This is a genomic window from Microbacterium sp. NPDC059771, assembly GCF_042732495.1.
Taxonomy (GTDB): domain Bacteria; phylum Actinomycetota; class Actinomycetes; order Actinomycetales; family Microbacteriaceae; genus Microbacterium; species Microbacterium sufflavum.
In genome coordinates this window covers 1,473,462-1,489,632 of the sequence record NZ_JBHWHK010000001.1, presented here as the reverse complement: position 1 = coordinate 1,489,632, position 16,171 = coordinate 1,473,462, and the positions used below count along the sequence as shown (strand labels likewise).

Sequence of the window (16,171 nt, the reverse complement as noted above, 5' to 3'; positions counted from 1 at the left end):
GGCTCCTAGCCTCGGAGGCTCGTCGGGATCAGCAGTCCGTTGGTGGTGACCTCGAACTCCACGCCCGCTCCGTACAGCGTGCTCGTGGACTCCGCGAACGGCATCACCTCGAGGTTACCGATCGCCGAGGCCTGCGCGGCGGTCCACGCGTCGCAGCTGTCCTCGCCCGCCAGCTGCTGCGCCTCGGCCGTCAGGTCGAAGAACTCCTGGTTGGTGTTGTACGTCCAGTTGCCGCCGTCCGGGGGGAACGGACCCGAGAGGATGCCGGCCCAGGTGGAGGGCAGCGTGGTGGAGATCGGGGCCCAGATGAGGTCCCAGTCGCCGCCCTGGAAGATGACGTCGGTGTACGACGACGACGGTGCCGGAGTGACCTCGACGCCGATCTCGCCCAACTGCTGCTGGATGAGCTCGATGCCGGCCACGACCGACTGCGCCTCGGTGGACGGGTAGACGAAGGTGAGCTCCAGCTTCGCGCCGTCCTTCTCCCGCACCCCGTCGGCGCCCACGGTCCAGCCTGCCTCGTCGAGCGATGCGGCCGCCGCGTCGGCGTCGTAGCCGATGAGCGACGTGGTGGCATCCGCCCCGACGCACACCGCGGTGAACGACGAGACGAGCGAGGTCATCAGCTCGCCGCGACCACCGGTGGAGACCGAGGCGACCTCGTCGCGGTCGATGCCGCCGGCGATGCCCTCCCGCACCAGCAGGTCGTTGGTCGGGCGTCCCTCCGACTGGTTGAAGAACATCAGGCCGGGACGGGCGGGCACGTCGATCGTGAACAGATCGCCGCTCTCCAGCCGGTCGCGATCCGTGCCGCCGACCTCGGCGACGTTGATCTCGGAAGACAGGAGCATGTTCGCGCGCGTGGGCTCGGTGTCGACGACCTCCAGCTCGACGGTCTTCGGCAGCCCCTCGGTGTCGCTCGTGACGTCGCCGGGACCCCACGTGTAGTCGTCGCGCAGGGCGAGCGTGTAGGTCTGCCCGGGCGAGGAGTCCTCGAGCGTGTAGATGCCGGTGCCGACGGGGGTGGAGTCGAGCGACGCGGGGTCCTCGATGCCGGCTGCGCACACGACCGGCATCTGGCCGATGTTGCTGAGCAGGAAGCTCTGCGGCTGCGCGCTGGTGAACGTGACGGTGCGCGAGGCGTCGTCGGCCTCGACGGTCAGGCCCTCGGCGGGGAAGTAGACGCCGGAGTAGGGCGATGCCGTCTCGGGGTCTGCGGCGTAGTCGAACGAGGCCTTGACGTCGGAGGCGGTGAGCTCGGAGCCGTCCGTGCAGACGATCCCCTCCTTCAGCACGAACGACACCTCGGTCGTCGACTCCGTCCAGCTCTCGGCGAGCAGGCCCTCGGCGTCCTTGCCGTGGGCGAACGACATGAGGGTCTCGTACAGGTAGGCCGAGACCTCCTGCCCCGCCTGCGTCGCGTTCGTGATCGGGTTGAGCGAACCCGGGTCGGCGGCGATGGCGATGGTGGCCTTCTCGACCGCTCCGCCTCCTGACCCGTCTCCCCCGCCGGCGCAGCCGGTCAGGGCGAGTGCCGTCACGCCGACGACCGCGGCTACGATGCTGCGTCTCATGGGTGTCCTCTCTTCACGGAACCCTCGGGCGGGTTCCAACTCATTGAATATTATGAATTGCTCTTTATTGCCTCGTGTCGGCGGTGTTTCGGGTTTGTTACCGGTCACGAGTGGTCGTCGAGAAGGGCGGCGGCGCCCATCACCGACTTCAGCTCGAGGAACTCCTCGAAGCCGTGCACGCCGCACTCCCGGCCGACGCCCGACTGCTTGTACCCCCCGAAGGGAGCCCCCACGTCGAGCCCGGCGCCGTTGATGCCGACGGTGCCGGTGCGCATGCGCAGCGCGACCTCGAGGGCGCGTCGAGGGTCGCTCGACCACACGCCGCCCGACAGGCCGTACACGCTGTCGTTCGCCAGGTCGACAGCCTCATCGACCGTGGCGTACGGAGTGATCGTGAGCACCGGACCGAAGACCTCCTCGTGGAAGATCCTCATGTCGGGTGTCACATCGGCGAAGATCGTGGGCTGCACGTAGGCGCCGCCGGCCGTCGGTTCGACGATATCGAGGCCGCCGGTCAGCACGCGCGCACCCTCGGCGATCGCCGTCTCGATGTGCGACCGCACCCGCTCGCGCTGCAGCGCCGAGGCGACCGGCCCGGTGGCCGTCCCCTCCGCGCGCGGGTCGCCGGGCGCCCAGCCCGCCGCGGCCTCGACGGCCGCGCGCTCCCACGCCTCCCGCATGCCCTCCGGCACCAGCACGCGCGTCTGCGCCGCGCAGGTCTGTCCGGCGTTCGCGAAGCACGAGGCGAGGACCCCCCGCACAGACTCGTCCAGCGGCGCGTCGTCGAGCACGATCGCCGCCGACTTGCCCCCGAGCTCCAGCGCGACCTTCTTGATGGTCGCGGCGGCGGCGCGCGCCACCTGCTCCCCCACCTGGCGCGAACCCGTGAAGGTGACCATGTCGACGCCGGGGTGCGCCACCAGCGGCGAGCCGACACCGGCGCCGTCGCCGTGCACGATGTTCACGACGCCGGCCGGCAGCCCGGTCTCGCGGAGGATGTCGCCCACGATCGCGGCGTTCAGCGGCGCGACCTCGCTGGGCTTGAGCACCACGGTGCAGCCGGCGAGGATCGCGGCGCCCACCTTGAGCATGATCTGGTGCAGGGGGAAGTTCCAGGGCGTGATCGCGGCGACCACACCGACCGGCTCCGCGACCACGAGGGAGTTCGAGACTGCCTCGCGCTCGACGTGCGCGCGGGCGGCCTCGACCAGCCGGGCGAGGTCGGCGATCGCGACCCCCACCTGCGCGGAGCGCGCGAACGCGATCGGCGAGCCCATCTCCGCGCTCAACGTCGCAGCGAGCAGCTCACGGTGGCGCGCCAACCCCTCGGCGAGCGCCTCGACATGAGCGATCCGCTGCGACATCGGCGTCGTCGACCAGGTGCCGAACGCGCCCGCGGCCGCAGCCACCGCACGATCCACATCGGCGGGGCCGCCTGCCACGACGGCACCGATCACGGTGCCGTCGGCCGGGCTGACGACATCGATCGAGGCCTGCCCTGCGGCATCCTCCCTGATGCCGGCGATGTCGTGCCCGATGACCATGTCAGACCCCCGCCTGCCGCACGAGATGCGCATCGGGGGCGAGCGGCGCCGGGCGCGGCACACCCTCGTGGATCAGGTGCCACGGCGACGGGAACTCGCCGACCGGCACGTTGATGAGGATCGGCTCGTTCGCGGGCACGGCGTCGGCCAGCACCCCCGAGAGCTCCTGCGGGGTGGTGGCCCGTGCGGAGCGGATGCCGAACGCCTCCGCGAGCGTGCCATAGTCCGGATTGGTGAGGTCGCTGGCGAAGTAGCGTGCCCCGTACCGGTTCTTCTGGATGCGGCGCACGTTGCCGTAGAACCCGTCGTGGAACACGATCGTCACGAGGCCGAGACCGTAGCGCTTGGCCGTGGACAGCTCCTGCAGCGTCCAGGAGAAGCCGCCGTCGCCGTTCACCGACACGACGGCGCGGTCGGGGTCGGCCGCCTTGACGCCGAGGGCCGTGGCGAAGCCGTAGCCGAGCGTGCCCTGGTAACCGGGGCCGATGTAGGTGCGCGGCTGGTACGCCGGATAGCAGGCGCTGGCGGCGTAGCCCACCTGCGTGAACTCGCTCACGAAGACGCCGTCTTCGGGGAGCGCGCCGCGGATCGCGGACAGGTACTCGCGCTGCGGGGCGATGTCGGCGAACTGCGCGGCGAGCCAGGTGCGCACGCGGGCGAACTCGCTCTCCCGCGAGTCGCGCGCCGGGGTGCCGACCTCGGCGGCCAGGGCGGCGAGGGCGAGGCGGGCATCGGCGTGCAGCGTCTGCGCGGCGGCACGCGGGCCCTCGAGGTCGGCGGCCTCCGCGTTCACGAGGATCACGGGGGCGCCGTTCGTGTCGACCTGGGTGCCGAACGTCGAGACGAAGCGCGTGCCGACGGCGAGCACCAGGTCGGCGTCCTCCCGGAACGCGCGGAGGGCGAGCGCGTCGAAGGCCAGACGGTGGCGGGCGTCGAGCGCACCGCGGCCGTTCTCGGTCATGAGCACGGGGGCCTCCAGTGCCTCGGCGAGTGCCTGGAGGGCGACCGATGCGTTCGCGGCGAGCACTCCCCCGCCCACCACGATCATCGGGCGCTTGGCCGCGAGCAGGCGGGCGGTGGCGTCGCGGATCTGCTGCTCCTCCGGCACGAGGGGCGCGTCGGCGACACGCTCGGCCGCGACGGCACGCGAGGTGGCGGCCAGCACGTCCGGCGGCACCTCGAGCGCGACGGGGCGAGGGCGGCCGCTGCGCAGCTGCGTGAACGCCTCGCGCACGAGCCCGGGGATCTCATCGGCGGAGCGGGCGGTGCCCGTCCATTTCGTGAGTCGCTGCAGGATGCCCGTCTGGTCGGGGATCTCGTGCAGGGCGCCGAGTCCGCGGCCGATGGCCTGCGAGTCGATCTGCCCCGCGATCAGGAGCATCGGCGAGTTGGCCGAGTAGCCGGTCGCGACGCCGGAGAGGGCGTTGAGCACGCCGGGGCCCGGCACGACCATCGCGACACCGACGTCGCCGGTGCTCCGCGCGTAGCCGTCCGCCATGTAGGTCGTGGCCTGCTCGTTGCGCGCGCAGATGAAGTCGACCTGGTCGGTGCGGGCGTGGAGGGCGTCTGCGGCGGCATCGAGCTGGACGCCCGGGATGCCGAAGATCCGTGAGACTCCCTGGTTGATGAGGGAGTCTGCGAGCAGATCGCCACCGGTGGGGTCGGTCATCTGTTTCCTCTCGTGAGCAGCATTGCGTGATTGACTGTATTAGATACATTCAATTACTGCAAATAGGAGAATCGCCCGCCGCCACCGCCCCGGCGCGGCAGGCGCTCCTTAGGATGTGAGAGATCCGCTCCACAGCCCCGCTCCGACCGAAGGATCCCCGTGGCCAGCACCCAGGAAGAAGCGCGCACGTTCCAGCGCGTCGCGCCCGCGCAGTCCGTCGCCGACCGCGTGGTCACCGAGGTCGAGGCGATGATCAAGACGGAGGGTCTCGAGCCGGGTCATCGCATCGGCACCCGCCAGGAGCTGTGCGAGCAGTTCGGTGTGGCGCCGGCCACGCTCGGCGAGGCGCTGCGGGTGCTGCGGGCGCGCGGCTCGGTCGATCTGCGCCCGGGTCCCGGTGGCGGCATTTTCGTCGCCGACCAGTCCCCGCTGATCCGCCTCGCGCACAGCGTGCTGCGGCTGCGGCAGACCGGCGCTCCGGTGAACGACGTGATCAAGGTGCTGGACGCGCTCGACGAGGCCGTCATGCAGGACGCGGTGCAGCACCGCACGGACGCCGACATCGCCGATCTCGAAGCCGTGATGGCGGAGCTGACCGAGCACTGGCACGACCCCATCGAGGGCCTGCACGGCAACTGGCGGCTGCACCGGCGGATCGCCGAGATCTCCCCCAACGCCGTGCTGCGCACGTTCTACCTCAACCTCGTCGACTACATCGAGGGTGAGACCGCGGGGGCCGCGACCGACGACGCCCTGGCCGTGCCGGGCTTCCGGCAGGACACCGACGAGCGCCTGCGCATCCACGAGGCCCTGATCGACGCGATCCGCTCCGGCGATGTGAAGGTCGGCCGCAAGGCCGTGCTGGACCACCGCACGCTCGGTCGCTGACACGCGCGCCCCTCGTCTCGCTCCGCTCACTCAGGCAGCACCCCGGCGACGAGACGACGGGCGCCTACGCGTCGCCGACTCCGACGTGGCGCCAGGCGAGCGCCGCGAGAGCCGCGGCCTGATCGCCCAGCACCGCGTCGTCGAACCGCGCATGCGGCGAGTGGTTCATCGGGATGTCGTCCTGGTCCACATCCGGCGGGGTCGCGCACAGGAACAGGAACGTGCCTGGCACCTCCCTGAGCACGAACGAGAAGTCCTCCGACGCCATCCAGGGCGCATCGATCTCCTCCACGCGGTCCTCGCCGAACTCGGCGCGGAGCACCGCTGCCGCCGCCGCCGTCTCCTCGACCGTGTTGACCGTGACCGGATAGCCGACGATCACCTCGACGTCGGCCGTGCAGCCGTGCGCCGCGGCGATGCGCTCGATCAGCGGCGGGAGCTCGGCCTGCGCCTGCGCGATCGACGCCTCGGACAGCGTGCGCAGGGTCGCCGCGAAGCCCGCGTCCTCGGGGATCACATTCGTGATCTCCCCCGCGTACAGCGTCGTGACCGACAGCACCACGGGATCGAACACGTCGATGCGGCGCGTGACCCAGGACTGCAGGGTGAGGATCAGCTCGGCCACCACGGGCACGGGATCGACGGCCTGCTGCGGCCTCGACCCGTGCCCTCCCCTCCCGTGCACGCGCACCCGCAGCACGTTGGCGCCCGCCATGATCGTCCCGGACTTCAGCTGGAACGTGCCGCGCGCGCCCGGACCCACGTGGATGCCGTAGGCGGCCTCGACCCGCGTGCCCGCGGCGTCGAGCACGCCGTCGCGGATCATGAGCGGAGCCCCGCCGCCCGCTTCCTCGCCGGGCTGGAACATGAAGACGACGGAGCCGGCGATGCGGTCGCGCCGCCCGGCGAGCAGGCGTGCGGCCCCCACGAGTCCGGCCACGTGCAGGTCGTGCCCGCACGCGTGCATCGCCCCGTTCGCCGACGCGTACTCGAGGCCGGTCTCCTCGACGATGGCGAGCGCGTCCATGTCTCCGCGCAGGAGCACGGACGGGCCGTCGGTCGCGCCGCGCAGCACGGCCGTGACCGAGCTGAGGTCCGATCCGGTCGTGATCTCCAGGCCCAGGCCGTCGATCGCGTCGAGCACGGCGCGCTGCGTCAGCGGCAGGTCGAACCCGGGCTCGGGGATGCGGTGCAGACGACGGCGCAGCTCCACCAGCTCCGGCTGCAGGCGTGCGGCGTCGTCGTGCAGCGTCATCCGTTCCCCTCCTGCGCCGCGGATGGCGCCGAGTACACCGTGCGCCCGTCGATGAGCACCTCCCGCACGGTCGAGGCGACGTCGAGCGGGTCTCCGGTCCACAGAACCACATCCGCGTCGCGGCCGGGCTCCAGCGCGCCGACCCGGTCGTCGATGCCGGCGATGGCCGCGGCCGTCGAGGTCATCGCCGCGAGCGCGGTCTCCCTCGGCAGCCCGGCCCGCACGGCCACGGCCGCCTGCATCGCGAGCAGGCCGATGGGCACGACCGGGTGGTCGGTGGTGAGCGCCACGCGCACACCCGCCGCGGCGAGCGCGGCGAGGTTCGCGGGATCGGCTTCGCGTACCTCTACCTTGGAGCGGCTCGACAGGATGGGTCCGTAGATCACGGGCACGTCGCGCGCGGCGAGGATGCCGGCGAGCTTGTGCGCCTCGGTGCCGTGATTGAGGACGAGGCGCAGCCCGAACTCGTCGGCGATGCGCAGCGCCGTGGCGATGTCGTCGTGCCGGTGCGCGTGCTGCTCCCACGTGAGCGTGCCGTCGAGGGCTTCCGTGAGCGCCTGCTTTCCGAGGTCCACGGCGAACGGCGTGCCGTCGGCGCGGGCCTTGTCACGCCGGACCGCGTAGTCCTGCGCGTCGTGCAGCGCCTGACGGATGACGAGGGCGATGCCGAGCCGGGTCGACGGCAGCTGCTTGCGCTCCCCGTAGGCCTGCTTGGGGTTCTCGCCGAGCGCCGACTTCATGCCGAGCGCCGCGCGGATCACCTGCTCGTCGACCGAGCGCCCTCCCGCCGTCTTGATGGCGACGCTCTGCCCGCCGATCGGGTTGCCCGATCCCGGCTTCACGACCACGGCGGTGATGCCACCGGCGAGCGCGTCGCGGAAGGCGATGTCCTCGATGTTGACGGCGTCGATGGCCCGCACGCCGGCGGTGACCGGCGACGAGACCTCGCTGCCGTCGAACCCGGCGGGGCCGTTGGCCTCCTCGTGCGCGCCGATGTGGCTGTGCGGGTCGATGAGGCCGGGCAGCACCCAGCATCCGGCGGCGTCGATCACCCGGGCGCCCTCGGGCACGGCGAGCCCTGTGCCGACGGCCTCGATGCGCCCGTCGGACAGCAGCACGGTGCCGCTCTCGATCTCCTCGCCCAGGCCCGTGACGACCCGCCCTCCCACGATCGCGACGGCATCCGTCATGCGTTCTCCTCGTCTTCCTCGGCGCGACGCTCGACCAGCTCGCGCGTCTTCGTCAGCAGCTCGTCGACGTCCAGGCTGAGGATGCCGGCGGCCGGGTCCACGCGCACCACGATGCCGTCGTCGCACCGGGGCGGCTCGCCGCTCAGGTCGACGAGCGGATCGTCGACCCAGATCCACGGCAGACCGTCCGCGTACCGGCGGATGTGCGCGAGCTTGTCGAACTGCACGGGCAGGAACGGCCACGGCTCCTCCGGCAGCTCGAGCGGCTCGCGGAACGCGGTGTGCGCGTTGTGGCCCCACTCCGACGCCCACACGATGTCGAAGTGCTCCGCCAGCTCGTGCAGCCGCTGCGCCGCGGCGTCGGGGATGGCGACGTCGCGCACCCACCGCCCCCACGCCGACAGGTGGTGCGTGCTCACCGGCACGGCCGGCTCGCCCTCGATCACGACGACGTCGCTGATGCCCAGCACGAGGACCGGACGGTCCCCGCGGGGCGGCCGCGCCGTGTACTTGGCCATGTCAGTCGTCCACCGCGTCGGCGAGCAGCGGCGCGTCGGGCGCGCCCTCGAAGTAGTTGCCACTCTCGATGCGGATCAGCCGCTCCGACTCGTCGAAGAACACGCCCACCGGGTCGCCGCCGCCCGCCACGGCCCGGTGCTGCTTGGCCATCATGCGCCGGATCATCGCGATGCCCTGGTCGGTGGTGGTGAGGTGATCCTCGGAGTGCAGCGAGATGGCGCCCTGCGACTTCTGCGCCTCGTAGTCGCCGGGCAGCCGCTGGTGCTCCAGGTCGGTGAGCTCCTTCCACGGCTTGCCCTCGTGGGTGGAGCGCAGCTTGGTGAGGAAGTCGGGGTCGCTGTCGCGCGCGACCGTGAAGATGCGGAAGTTGGTGTCGTCCATCGGCACCACCCAGCCGATCATGTTCGTCTGTCCGGAGGCGAGCTTGGGGCTCGCCACCACGCGCAGGTTCGGGAAGATCACCTCGGTCACGCGGCGCAGCTGCCGGCCGTCGCCGAGGTCGCGCATCTGGATGCTCCGAACGCCCAGCGGCGTGTACTCGTACTCGACCTCGGGGATCAGCGCCATCTCCGGCGTGAACTGGTTGCCGCTGAACCGGGCGTGCAGGATCGGCACGTGGAACGGGTCCATCACGTTCTCCCAGTGCTGCAGCCAGTTGAAGTCGAGCTGTGCCGGGCCGCCTCCGCCCACGCCCTGGTCGTTCACGATGAGCTGCTCGTCGGCGGCCAGCTCCTCGAGCGTGTCGTAGCGCGGCAGCACCGGCTTCTTGTCGGGCGGGCCCATGTAGGCCCAGATCAGGCCGTACTGCTCCTCGACGGGGTACCACGGCTGACGTACGCGATCGCGGTGCAGTCCCAGGTCGGGCTCGCACGGCTGCTCCAGGCAGTGCCCCTCGGTGTCGAACACCCAGCCGTGGTAGCAGCAGCGGATGCCCTCGTCCTCGACCCCGCCGTAGAACAGCGACGCGCCGCGGTGGATGCAGCGCGGGTGCAGCAGACCCGCCTTGCCCTTGCGGGTGCGGAACAGCACGAGCTCCTCGCCCAGCACGCGCAGCGAGAGGGGTCGTGTCGTCGCATCCTCGACCTTCGCGACCGGGTGCCAGTAGCGGCGCAGCACCTCACCGTAGGGGGTGCCAGGACCCACCTGGGCGAGCTCGTTCAGCGGCTGCCCGAGGCGCAGCCCGTATGCGGTTCCGGTGTCCATGGTCGCTCCGTTCGTGGGGGGGTCAGATGTCGAGGACGAGACGGTCGCCGAGCGAACGGGAGACGCAGATCATCATCGTCTCGTTGCTCTCGCGCTCGTCGGGGGTGAGGATCGAGTCGCGGTGCTCGGGCGCCCCGTCGACGACGGCGGTCTCGCACGTGCCGCACACGCCCTCCAGGCAGGAGCTGGGCACGCCGATACCGGCGTTCTCGAGCATCTCGAGGATGCTGCACCCGCGGTCCACCGTGACGACGAGGTCGGACCGGCTGGCGACCACCTCGAACGACTCGGCGCCCTGCGATTCGCCGAAGGTCTTCGCCTGGAAGCGCTCGACGTGCAGCACCCCGCGCGGCCATCCGGCGCTCAGCTCTTCCAGCGCATCGAGCATGCGCTCCGGACCGCACGCGTACACACCGGTCTCGGCGGAGGGCGCACCGATCCAGGCGGCCAGGTCGAGCCGGTCGTCGACGTCGCCGCGCACGAGCAGCAGTTCGCCGCCCGCGAGCTGGGTCGAGGAGAGGAATGCCATGCGCTCCCCCGCCGAGCCGAGGTACGCGAGCCGCCACGGGACGCCCCGGCGGGTGGCCTCCTGCAGCATCGGCAGGATGGGCGTGATGCCGATGCCGCCGGCCACGAAGACGTAGTCGTCCGCCGGCGCGAGTGCGAAGTGGTTGATGGGGGCGGAGGCCGTGACGGGGTCACCGACGCGCAGCGTCTGGTGCACGTAGCGGGAGCCGCCGCGGCTCGGGCTCTCGGCGAGCACCGCGATGCGCCAGGCGGTGCGGTCGCCGGGGTCGGAGCACAGCGAGTACTGGCGTTCGACGCCGTTCGCGAAGCGGAGGTCGATGTGCGCTCCCGGCTCCCAGGCCGGCAGTTCGGCGCCGGTGGGGTCGTCGAGCTCGAGGGACAGCACGTCCTTCGCCTCCTGGCGCATGGCGCGCACGCGCAGGGCGAGGCGCTGTTCCGGGGAATCGACCGCAGTGTGGGGCACCCTCGCTCCGCTCCTTCCGTCGCATCCGATCGCCGCGGATCGGATTGACAACATTCTTTATATTCAATTGCGATAGTATGAAGTCCGCTCGGGCCTGTCAAACGGACACGGCCGCAGGAGCGCACACGAGAGAAGGGCCATCGGATGTCGGAGCTGAGACTGCGGGGAGACCTGGACGCGATCCCCGGCTACAAGCCGGGCAAGGCGGCACCGCAGACCGAGACCACCGGGCCCGTGCACAAGATCTCGTCGAACGAGAACCCCTATCCCCCGCTCCCCTCGGTGACCGCCGCGATCGCCGACGAGCTCGCCACCATCAACCGCTACCCCGAGACCGCGGCCACCGCCCTCACCACCGAGCTGTGCGCGCGCTTCGGTGTCGAGCCCGTCAACGTGGTGCTCGGCAGCGGCTCGGTCGAGGTCGTGTCGCAGCTGATGCGGGCCACCGCCGGCGAGGGTGACGAGGTGCTGTTCGCCTGGCGCTCGTTCGAGGCGTACCCGATGCTGGCCAGGGCCGCCGGAGCCGTACCCGTGATGGTGCCGCTCACCGCCGACCACCGCCACGACCTCGACGCCATGCTCGCCGCCATCACCGACCGCACGCGCCTGATCCTCGTGTGCAACCCGAACAACCCGACCGGTACGACCGTCGGCGACGCCGAGCTCGACCGGTTCCTGTCGCAGGTGCCGGCGCACATCGTCGTGGTGATCGACGAGGCGTACGTGCAGTTCAACGACCGCGCCGACTCGCCCGTGGGCATCGAGTACTTCCGCCGCTACCCCAACGTGGCCGTCGCGCACACGTTCTCGAAGGCGTACGGGCTGGCCGGCATGCGGGTGGGCTACGCCATCGCCCCCGAGCAGCTGGGCATCGCGCTGCGCAAGGTCGCCATCCCGTTCGGCGTCACGAACCTCGCCCAGACCGCCGCGGTCGCCTCCCTCGCTGCGGAGGACGAGCTGCAGGAGCGCGTCGACGCCCTCGTGCAGGAGCGCGAGCGCGTCGTCACCGCCTTCGCCGCCGCCGGGATCACCGTGCCCGAGAGCCGCGGCAACTTCGTCTGGCTGCCGCTGGGCGACACGACCGCCGCAGTCGCCGAGCTGCTGGAGCACCACGGGCTGCTCGTGCGCCCGTTCCCCGGCGAGGGCCTGCGGGCCACCGTGGCCGAGACCGAGGCGAACGATCGCCTCATCGCGCTCGCACCGCAGATCGCCGCACTGCTCGCCCCGGTGCCGGTCGCGGGCTGACGCCGGGCCCGCTCCGGGCGGGTCAGCCGTCGATGAACGCGGCGAACCGGGCGAGCGCGGCGCTCACGGCATCGGGGTCGTCCGGCTCGGTGAACAGCTCGGGATCGGCCGTGTGCGCGGCGGCCGCGTGGGTCCAGCAGCCGATGACGCGCCCGTCCTCCACGATCGTCGCGCGCACCATGCCGTTCTTGCCCGGGCCGACGCGACCCAGGTACGCCGGGTCGCACACGGGCGTGCGGTCGGCGTAGGAGATGTAGTACTCGTCGAACGCGGGCAGCGCCTGCACCGACGGCGCGGCGGGCGCCCGGCGGGGGTGCGCGACCGCGGTGAGCAGGCCCTCGGCGACCTCGGTCACGCGCCCGGCGGCGCGCGCCGCGGCCTCTCTCGACTGCCCGAGGGTGAGCCCCGACCACCACGCGAAGTCCGCGACGCCCGCGGGGCCGTGTCCGTCGATGTAGCGCACGAACAGCTCGGCCAGCGGGTCGTCCGGCCGCTCGTGCGCACGGATGTGCTCCTCGACGAGCACGAACCGCTGGTCGCGCGTGATGCCGGAGCGCGGCACGATCGGCCCCTGGCACACGAGCCCATCGATGGTCAGGTCGAACAGGAGGTGGATGCCGCGCTGGCCCGATGGGTCGATGCCCGCAGCCTCCCACACCGCGAAGACCTCGGCCCGCGTGAGCCCGCCGTCGCGCAGTCGCGGGACGAGCGCCTTCACCGCGGTCGCCGTGACCTCCGCGTCGATCCCGAGCTGCCGCTGCCGGGAGGCCGCCTGCTGCCGCTGCCGCTCGGCCGTGACCTCCAGCATCCAGCCGAGGTCGCGCGCGGGCACGGTGTGCAGCGTGCCGCGCATGGTCCACGCGCGCACGAGCTCCCCGCGGGCGAACGCGGCGTCCACATCGCGCAGGCGGACGGCGCCCCTGGCGCGGCAGGCCAGCGCCCACCGGCCGGCCGTGAGGTCTTGGCTCTGCACGGCCAGCAGGTGGCGCGCGGCGTCGGCGACCGTCGGCGCCGGCGCGGTCAGACGGTGGGAGCGGAGGCGCTCGGACAGCAGGGCCGCGGGAGTCATGCCCCCATCATGGCGGGTGCCTCCCCCATTCGCGGGTCAGGCCTGCAGCGTGACCTCGCGGCGCTCCGGAAGCACGATCGGGTGCGACCCGGCCATGACCTCCAGCACCCGGATGACCTGGCACGAGTAGCCGAACTCGTTGTCGTACCAGACGTAGAGGATGAGGGTGTTGCCGTGGGCGACGGTCGCGAGCCCGTCGACGATGCCCGCCCTGTGCGATCCCACGAAGTCGGTGGAGACGACGTCGGGGCTCTCGACGTAGTCGATCTGCTGGCGCAGCTTCGAGTGCAGCGAGATGCGCCGCAGGTAGTCGTTGACCTGCTCCTTCTCCACGGGGCGCTCGCAGGTCAGGTGCAGCACCGCGAGCGACACGTCGGGCGTGGGCACGCGGATGGAGCTGCCGGTGAGCTTGCCCTCCAGCTGCGGCAGCGCCTTGGCGACCGCCTTCGCGGCACCGGTCTCGGTGATGACCATGTTGAGCACGGCCGAGCGGCCGCGGCGATCGCCCTTGTGGAAGTTGTCGATGAGGTTCTGGTCGTTCGTGAACGAGTGCACGGTCTCCACGTGCCCGGCAACCACGCCGTAGGCCTCGTCGATCGCGGCGAGCACCGGGGTGATCGCATTGGTGGTGCAGGACGCCGCCGAGACGATGCGGTCCTCCGGCGTGACGTCGGCGTCGTTGATGCCGTGCACGATGTTCTTCAGCGCGCCCTTGCCCGGCGCGGTCAGCAGCACGCGCGCGACCCCGGCGGACCGCAGGTGCTGCGAGAGCCCGGCCTCGTCGCGCCAGCGGCCGGTGTTGTCGACGACGATCGCGTGGTGGATGCCGTAGGCGGTGTAGTCGATCGTGGCGGGGTCGTCGGAGTAGATCACCTGGATGCGGGTGCCGTTGGCGATGATCTGCTCGGCCTCCTCGTCGACCGTGACCGAGCCGGCGAAGCGGCCGTGCACCGAGTCGCGCAGCAGCAGCGAGGCGCGCTTGACGAGGTCGTTGTCGGAGCCCCGGCGCACGACGATGGCACGCAGGCGCAGTCCGCTGCCGCCGCCGGTGTGGGCGATGAGGATGCGCGCGAGCAGACGCCCGATGCGACCGAAGCCGTACAGCACCACGTCGGTCGGGTCGGCGGGCACGGCACCGATCGCGGGGGCCAGCGCCTCTGCCAGGTACTCGTCGAGCGGGCGGCCGCTCGACGCGTGGCCCTCCGCGAGCCGGGCCACGTCGAGCGAGGAGGCTCCTGGTCCGAGTGCGTGGATGGCCTCGAGCACGGCGAGGGTGTCGTCGATCGAGAGTCGTTCGTGGCCGAGCTGCGCGACGCGGTCGTGCACCTCGACGAGACCGGTCGCCGACAGGCCCAGCAGCCGGTGCCCGTGCAACGACGTGACCACGTCGTGCTCCCGCTTGAGCGCTCCGACGAGCGGGATCATCCGCTCCGCCAGCTCTTCGCTCGCCGTCCATTCGTCGCGGGGTGCCGCGGAATCGTTCATCTGCGTCCTTGCATGTGTGAGCGCGCGCCGAGGTCGCCGGCTCGCGCGAGGTTGCCGGTGGATTCGGGGGATGCCCCCAGCGTACAAGCCGGGCGAGGGCAGCGCCGAATCGGGTGTCCGGGGTCCCGCCCGTCCGTTCTTTTCGTCTACACTGGTGGAATAATGAGCACTGCACTCTCCGGCGACGGCGCCGACCTGATCATCCGCGGCGGCCGCATCCACACCCTCGACCCGCGCGACACCACCACGTCGGCCCTCGCCGTGCGCGACGGGGTGATCGTCGCCACCGGTGCGGATGCCGAGGCGCTCCCCGCCCGGAGCACGCTCGAGCTCGACGGCCGCACGGTCGTGCCCGGCCTCAACGACGCCCACCTGCACGCCGCCTGGCTCGGCGCCCGCTGGCCCCACCTCTTCTTCTCCGACACCCCGCCGGAGCAGCAGCCGTCCGGCCGCCTGGTCTCCACGGCCGGGGAGCGACGCGCCACCCTGCGACGGGCATGGCGGCTGCTCGCCGAGCTCGGGATCACCAGCTACACCGAACCCGGCATCGGCCCCGGCGAGGACGACGGCGAGACGGGATGCTTCGGCAGCGACATGCTCGACGCCTACGTGGAGCTGCACCGCGAGGGCGCGCAGACCTCCCGCGTCACGCTGCTGCGCCTGTTCGGCACGATCGACGGCGAGAGCACGCTCGACGACTTCGAGCGCGGGCTCCAGACCCCGCCGCCCTCGACCGACGCGCGCTGGCTCGCGATCCCCGGGGTCAAGATCTTCGCCGACGGCATCCCGCCGATGGCCACCGCCTGGACGGACGAGCCCTACGCCGACGGCACGACCGGACACCTGCTCACGCGCGGCGGCGGCGATCCGCTGTCGGCGTTCCAGCGCATGATCGAGCTCGCCGCCGCGCGCGGCCTGCAGATCGCGGTGCACGCCACGGGCGACCGCTCGATCGCCGAGTTCCTCGCGGTGCTGGAACGGCTCGACCCGGCACCCGCCGCGCCGGGACCGCACTACGTCGTGCACGGCGACCTCGCGACGCCCGCGCAGATCGCCCGCATGCGCGACATCGGCGCCGGGTTCGCGATCCAGCCACTGATCGCCGCGCACACCCACTCGTGGGCCGCCGTCCAGCTCGGCGAGGCACGGGTCGCCGCGGCCTGGCCGCTCGCCGAGATGTTCGGCTCGGGCGCCCTCACCACGTTGACGAGCGACGCCCCGATCGCGACCCCGGACTGGCGCCCGAGCCTCGACGCCTCACTGCGGCTCGTGACCGCGGCGGGCGGGGCGGACGACGCGGAGCTGCGGCGACGACTCCTGCGCGCGATGACCGTGGAGGCCGCGCGGCAGGACGGCGCCGCCGACTGGAAGGGCACGCTCGAGCCGGGTCGCGTCGCCGACCTCACGGTGCTCGACGAGGATCCGCTCGAACCAGGGCGGGCGTTCACCTCCGTCACGGTGGAGCGCACGGTCGTCGACGGCCGGACGGTCTTCGCGCGCGACTGAGGCGGCGGCTCCCCCGCCCGGGCCCCCGGTAGC

General features: G+C 71.9%; 13 protein-coding genes. 3 read left to right on the top strand and 10 right to left on the bottom strand.

Annotated elements, in window-relative coordinates; all coding sequences use genetic code 11:
• Window positions 1-5: 5 nt before the first annotated feature.
• The 3 genes from ACFV3I_RS07090 to ACFV3I_RS07080 all read right to left on the bottom strand — a co-directional run bounded on the left by ACFV3I_RS07090 (window position 6) and on the right by ACFV3I_RS07080 (window position 4,787).
• Complete coding sequence (locus tag ACFV3I_RS07090) at window positions 6-1,574, bottom strand: ABC transporter substrate-binding protein (protein ID WP_378822630.1); 1,569 nt, start codon at window positions 1,572-1,574, stop codon at window positions 6-8.
• 104 nt (window positions 1,575-1,678) lie between these two features.
• Window positions 1,679-3,118, bottom strand: coding sequence for an aldehyde dehydrogenase family protein (locus tag ACFV3I_RS07085; protein ID WP_247638523.1), 1,440 nt, complete (start codon window positions 3,116-3,118; stop codon window positions 1,679-1,681).
• Window position 3,119: 1 nt separating this feature from the next.
• Window positions 3,120-4,787 carry a thiamine pyrophosphate-dependent enzyme gene (locus ACFV3I_RS07080; protein WP_378822629.1) on the bottom strand — a complete coding sequence of 556 codons (1,668 nt, stop codon included), beginning with the start codon at window positions 4,785-4,787 and terminating at the stop codon, window positions 3,120-3,122.
• Window positions 4,788-4,946: 159 nt separating this feature from the next.
• On the opposite strand from ACFV3I_RS07080, the gene ACFV3I_RS07075 reads away from it, so the two are divergent.
• Window positions 4,947-5,675, top strand: coding sequence for a FadR/GntR family transcriptional regulator (locus ACFV3I_RS07075; RefSeq protein ID WP_136029061.1), 729 nt, complete (start codon window positions 4,947-4,949; stop codon window positions 5,673-5,675).
• A gap of 64 nt (window positions 5,676-5,739) precedes the next feature.
• Here the strand turns inward: ACFV3I_RS07075 and ACFV3I_RS07070 are convergent, their stop codons facing one another.
• Genes ACFV3I_RS07070 through ACFV3I_RS07050 form a run of 5 tightly spaced genes read right to left on the bottom strand, consistent with a single transcriptional unit; the run spans window position 5,740 to window position 10,833 of the window.
• The gene (locus tag ACFV3I_RS07070; protein WP_378822628.1) at window positions 5,740-6,930 is read right to left on the bottom strand and encodes a M20 family metallopeptidase; all 1,191 of its coding nucleotides are present in this window, start codon (window positions 6,928-6,930) and stop codon (window positions 5,740-5,742) included.
• A complete protein-coding gene (locus ACFV3I_RS07065) occupies window positions 6,927-8,120 on the bottom strand; it encodes an amidohydrolase (protein WP_378822626.1) in 1,194 nt (397 codons plus the stop codon). The genes ACFV3I_RS07070 and ACFV3I_RS07065 overlap by 4 nt, the downstream gene beginning before the upstream one ends.
• Entirely contained in the window at window positions 8,117-8,638 is a 522-nt protein-coding gene (locus ACFV3I_RS07060; RefSeq protein WP_136035537.1) for a hypothetical protein, read from the bottom strand. Before ACFV3I_RS07060 ends, ACFV3I_RS07065 begins: the two co-directional genes overlap by 4 nt.
• Before the next feature lies 1 nt (window position 8,639).
• The gene (locus tag ACFV3I_RS07055; protein ID WP_378822625.1) at window positions 8,640-9,842 is read right to left on the bottom strand and encodes a Rieske 2Fe-2S domain-containing protein; all 1,203 of its coding nucleotides are present in this window, start codon (window positions 9,840-9,842) and stop codon (window positions 8,640-8,642) included.
• A 22-nt stretch (window positions 9,843-9,864) separates the two neighbouring features.
• Entirely contained in the window at window positions 9,865-10,833 is a 969-nt protein-coding gene (locus ACFV3I_RS07050; protein ID WP_240753157.1) for a PDR/VanB family oxidoreductase, read from the bottom strand.
• A gap of 144 nt (window positions 10,834-10,977) precedes the next feature.
• Between ACFV3I_RS07050 and hisC the strand changes: the two genes are divergently transcribed.
• Window positions 10,978-12,078 carry a histidinol-phosphate transaminase gene (gene hisC / locus ACFV3I_RS07045; protein ID WP_378803528.1) on the top strand — a complete coding sequence of 367 codons (1,101 nt, stop codon included), beginning with the start codon at window positions 10,978-10,980 and terminating at the stop codon, window positions 12,076-12,078.
• 22 nt (window positions 12,079-12,100) lie between these two features.
• Here hisC and ACFV3I_RS07040 read toward each other — a convergent pair whose 3' ends face one another.
• Window positions 12,101-13,147: a winged helix DNA-binding domain-containing protein gene (locus ACFV3I_RS07040; protein WP_378822624.1), complete on the bottom strand. Its 1,047-nt coding sequence runs from the start codon at window positions 13,145-13,147 to the stop codon at window positions 12,101-12,103.
• Between the two features lie 36 nt (window positions 13,148-13,183).
• The gene (locus ACFV3I_RS07035; RefSeq protein WP_378822623.1) at window positions 13,184-14,632 is read right to left on the bottom strand and encodes a glyceraldehyde-3-phosphate dehydrogenase; all 1,449 of its coding nucleotides are present in this window, start codon (window positions 14,630-14,632) and stop codon (window positions 13,184-13,186) included.
• A gap of 162 nt (window positions 14,633-14,794) precedes the next feature.
• Between ACFV3I_RS07035 and ACFV3I_RS07030 the strand changes: the two genes are divergently transcribed.
• Window positions 14,795-16,138: an amidohydrolase gene (locus ACFV3I_RS07030; RefSeq protein WP_136045709.1), complete on the top strand. Its 1,344-nt coding sequence runs from the start codon at window positions 14,795-14,797 to the stop codon at window positions 16,136-16,138.
• Window positions 16,139-16,171: the final 33 nt, after the last annotated feature.

Excerpts from the sequence above, each read along its gene's own strand:
- ACFV3I_RS07090 (WP_378822630.1), bottom strand. The coding sequence starts at position 1,574 with ATGAGACGCAGCATCGTAGCCGCGGTCGTCGGCGTGACGGCACTCGCC.
- ACFV3I_RS07085 (WP_247638523.1), bottom strand. The coding sequence starts at position 3,118 with ATGGTCATCGGGCACGACATCGCCGGCATCAGGGAGGATGCCGCAGGG.
- ACFV3I_RS07080 (WP_378822629.1), bottom strand. The coding sequence starts at position 4,787 with ATGACCGACCCCACCGGTGGCGATCTGCTCGCAGACTCCCTCATCAAC.
- ACFV3I_RS07070 (WP_378822628.1), bottom strand. The coding sequence starts at position 6,930 with ATGACGCTGCACGACGACGCCGCACGCCTGCAGCCGGAGCTGGTGGAG.
- ACFV3I_RS07065 (WP_378822626.1), bottom strand. The coding sequence starts at position 8,120 with ATGACGGATGCCGTCGCGATCGTGGGAGGGCGGGTCGTCACGGGCCTG.
- ACFV3I_RS07060 (WP_136035537.1), bottom strand. The coding sequence starts at position 8,638 with ATGGCCAAGTACACGGCGCGGCCGCCCCGCGGGGACCGTCCGGTCCTC.
- ACFV3I_RS07055 (WP_378822625.1), bottom strand. The coding sequence starts at position 9,842 with ATGGACACCGGAACCGCATACGGGCTGCGCCTCGGGCAGCCGCTGAAC.
- hisC (WP_378803528.1), top strand. The coding sequence starts at position 10,978 with ATGTCGGAGCTGAGACTGCGGGGAGACCTGGACGCGATCCCCGGCTAC.
- ACFV3I_RS07040 (WP_378822624.1), bottom strand. The coding sequence starts at position 13,147 with ATGACTCCCGCGGCCCTGCTGTCCGAGCGCCTCCGCTCCCACCGTCTG.
- ACFV3I_RS07035 (WP_378822623.1), bottom strand. The coding sequence starts at position 14,632 with ATGAACGATTCCGCGGCACCCCGCGACGAATGGACGGCGAGCGAAGAG.
- ACFV3I_RS07030 (WP_136045709.1), top strand. The coding sequence starts at position 14,795 with ATGAGCACTGCACTCTCCGGCGACGGCGCCGACCTGATCATCCGCGGC.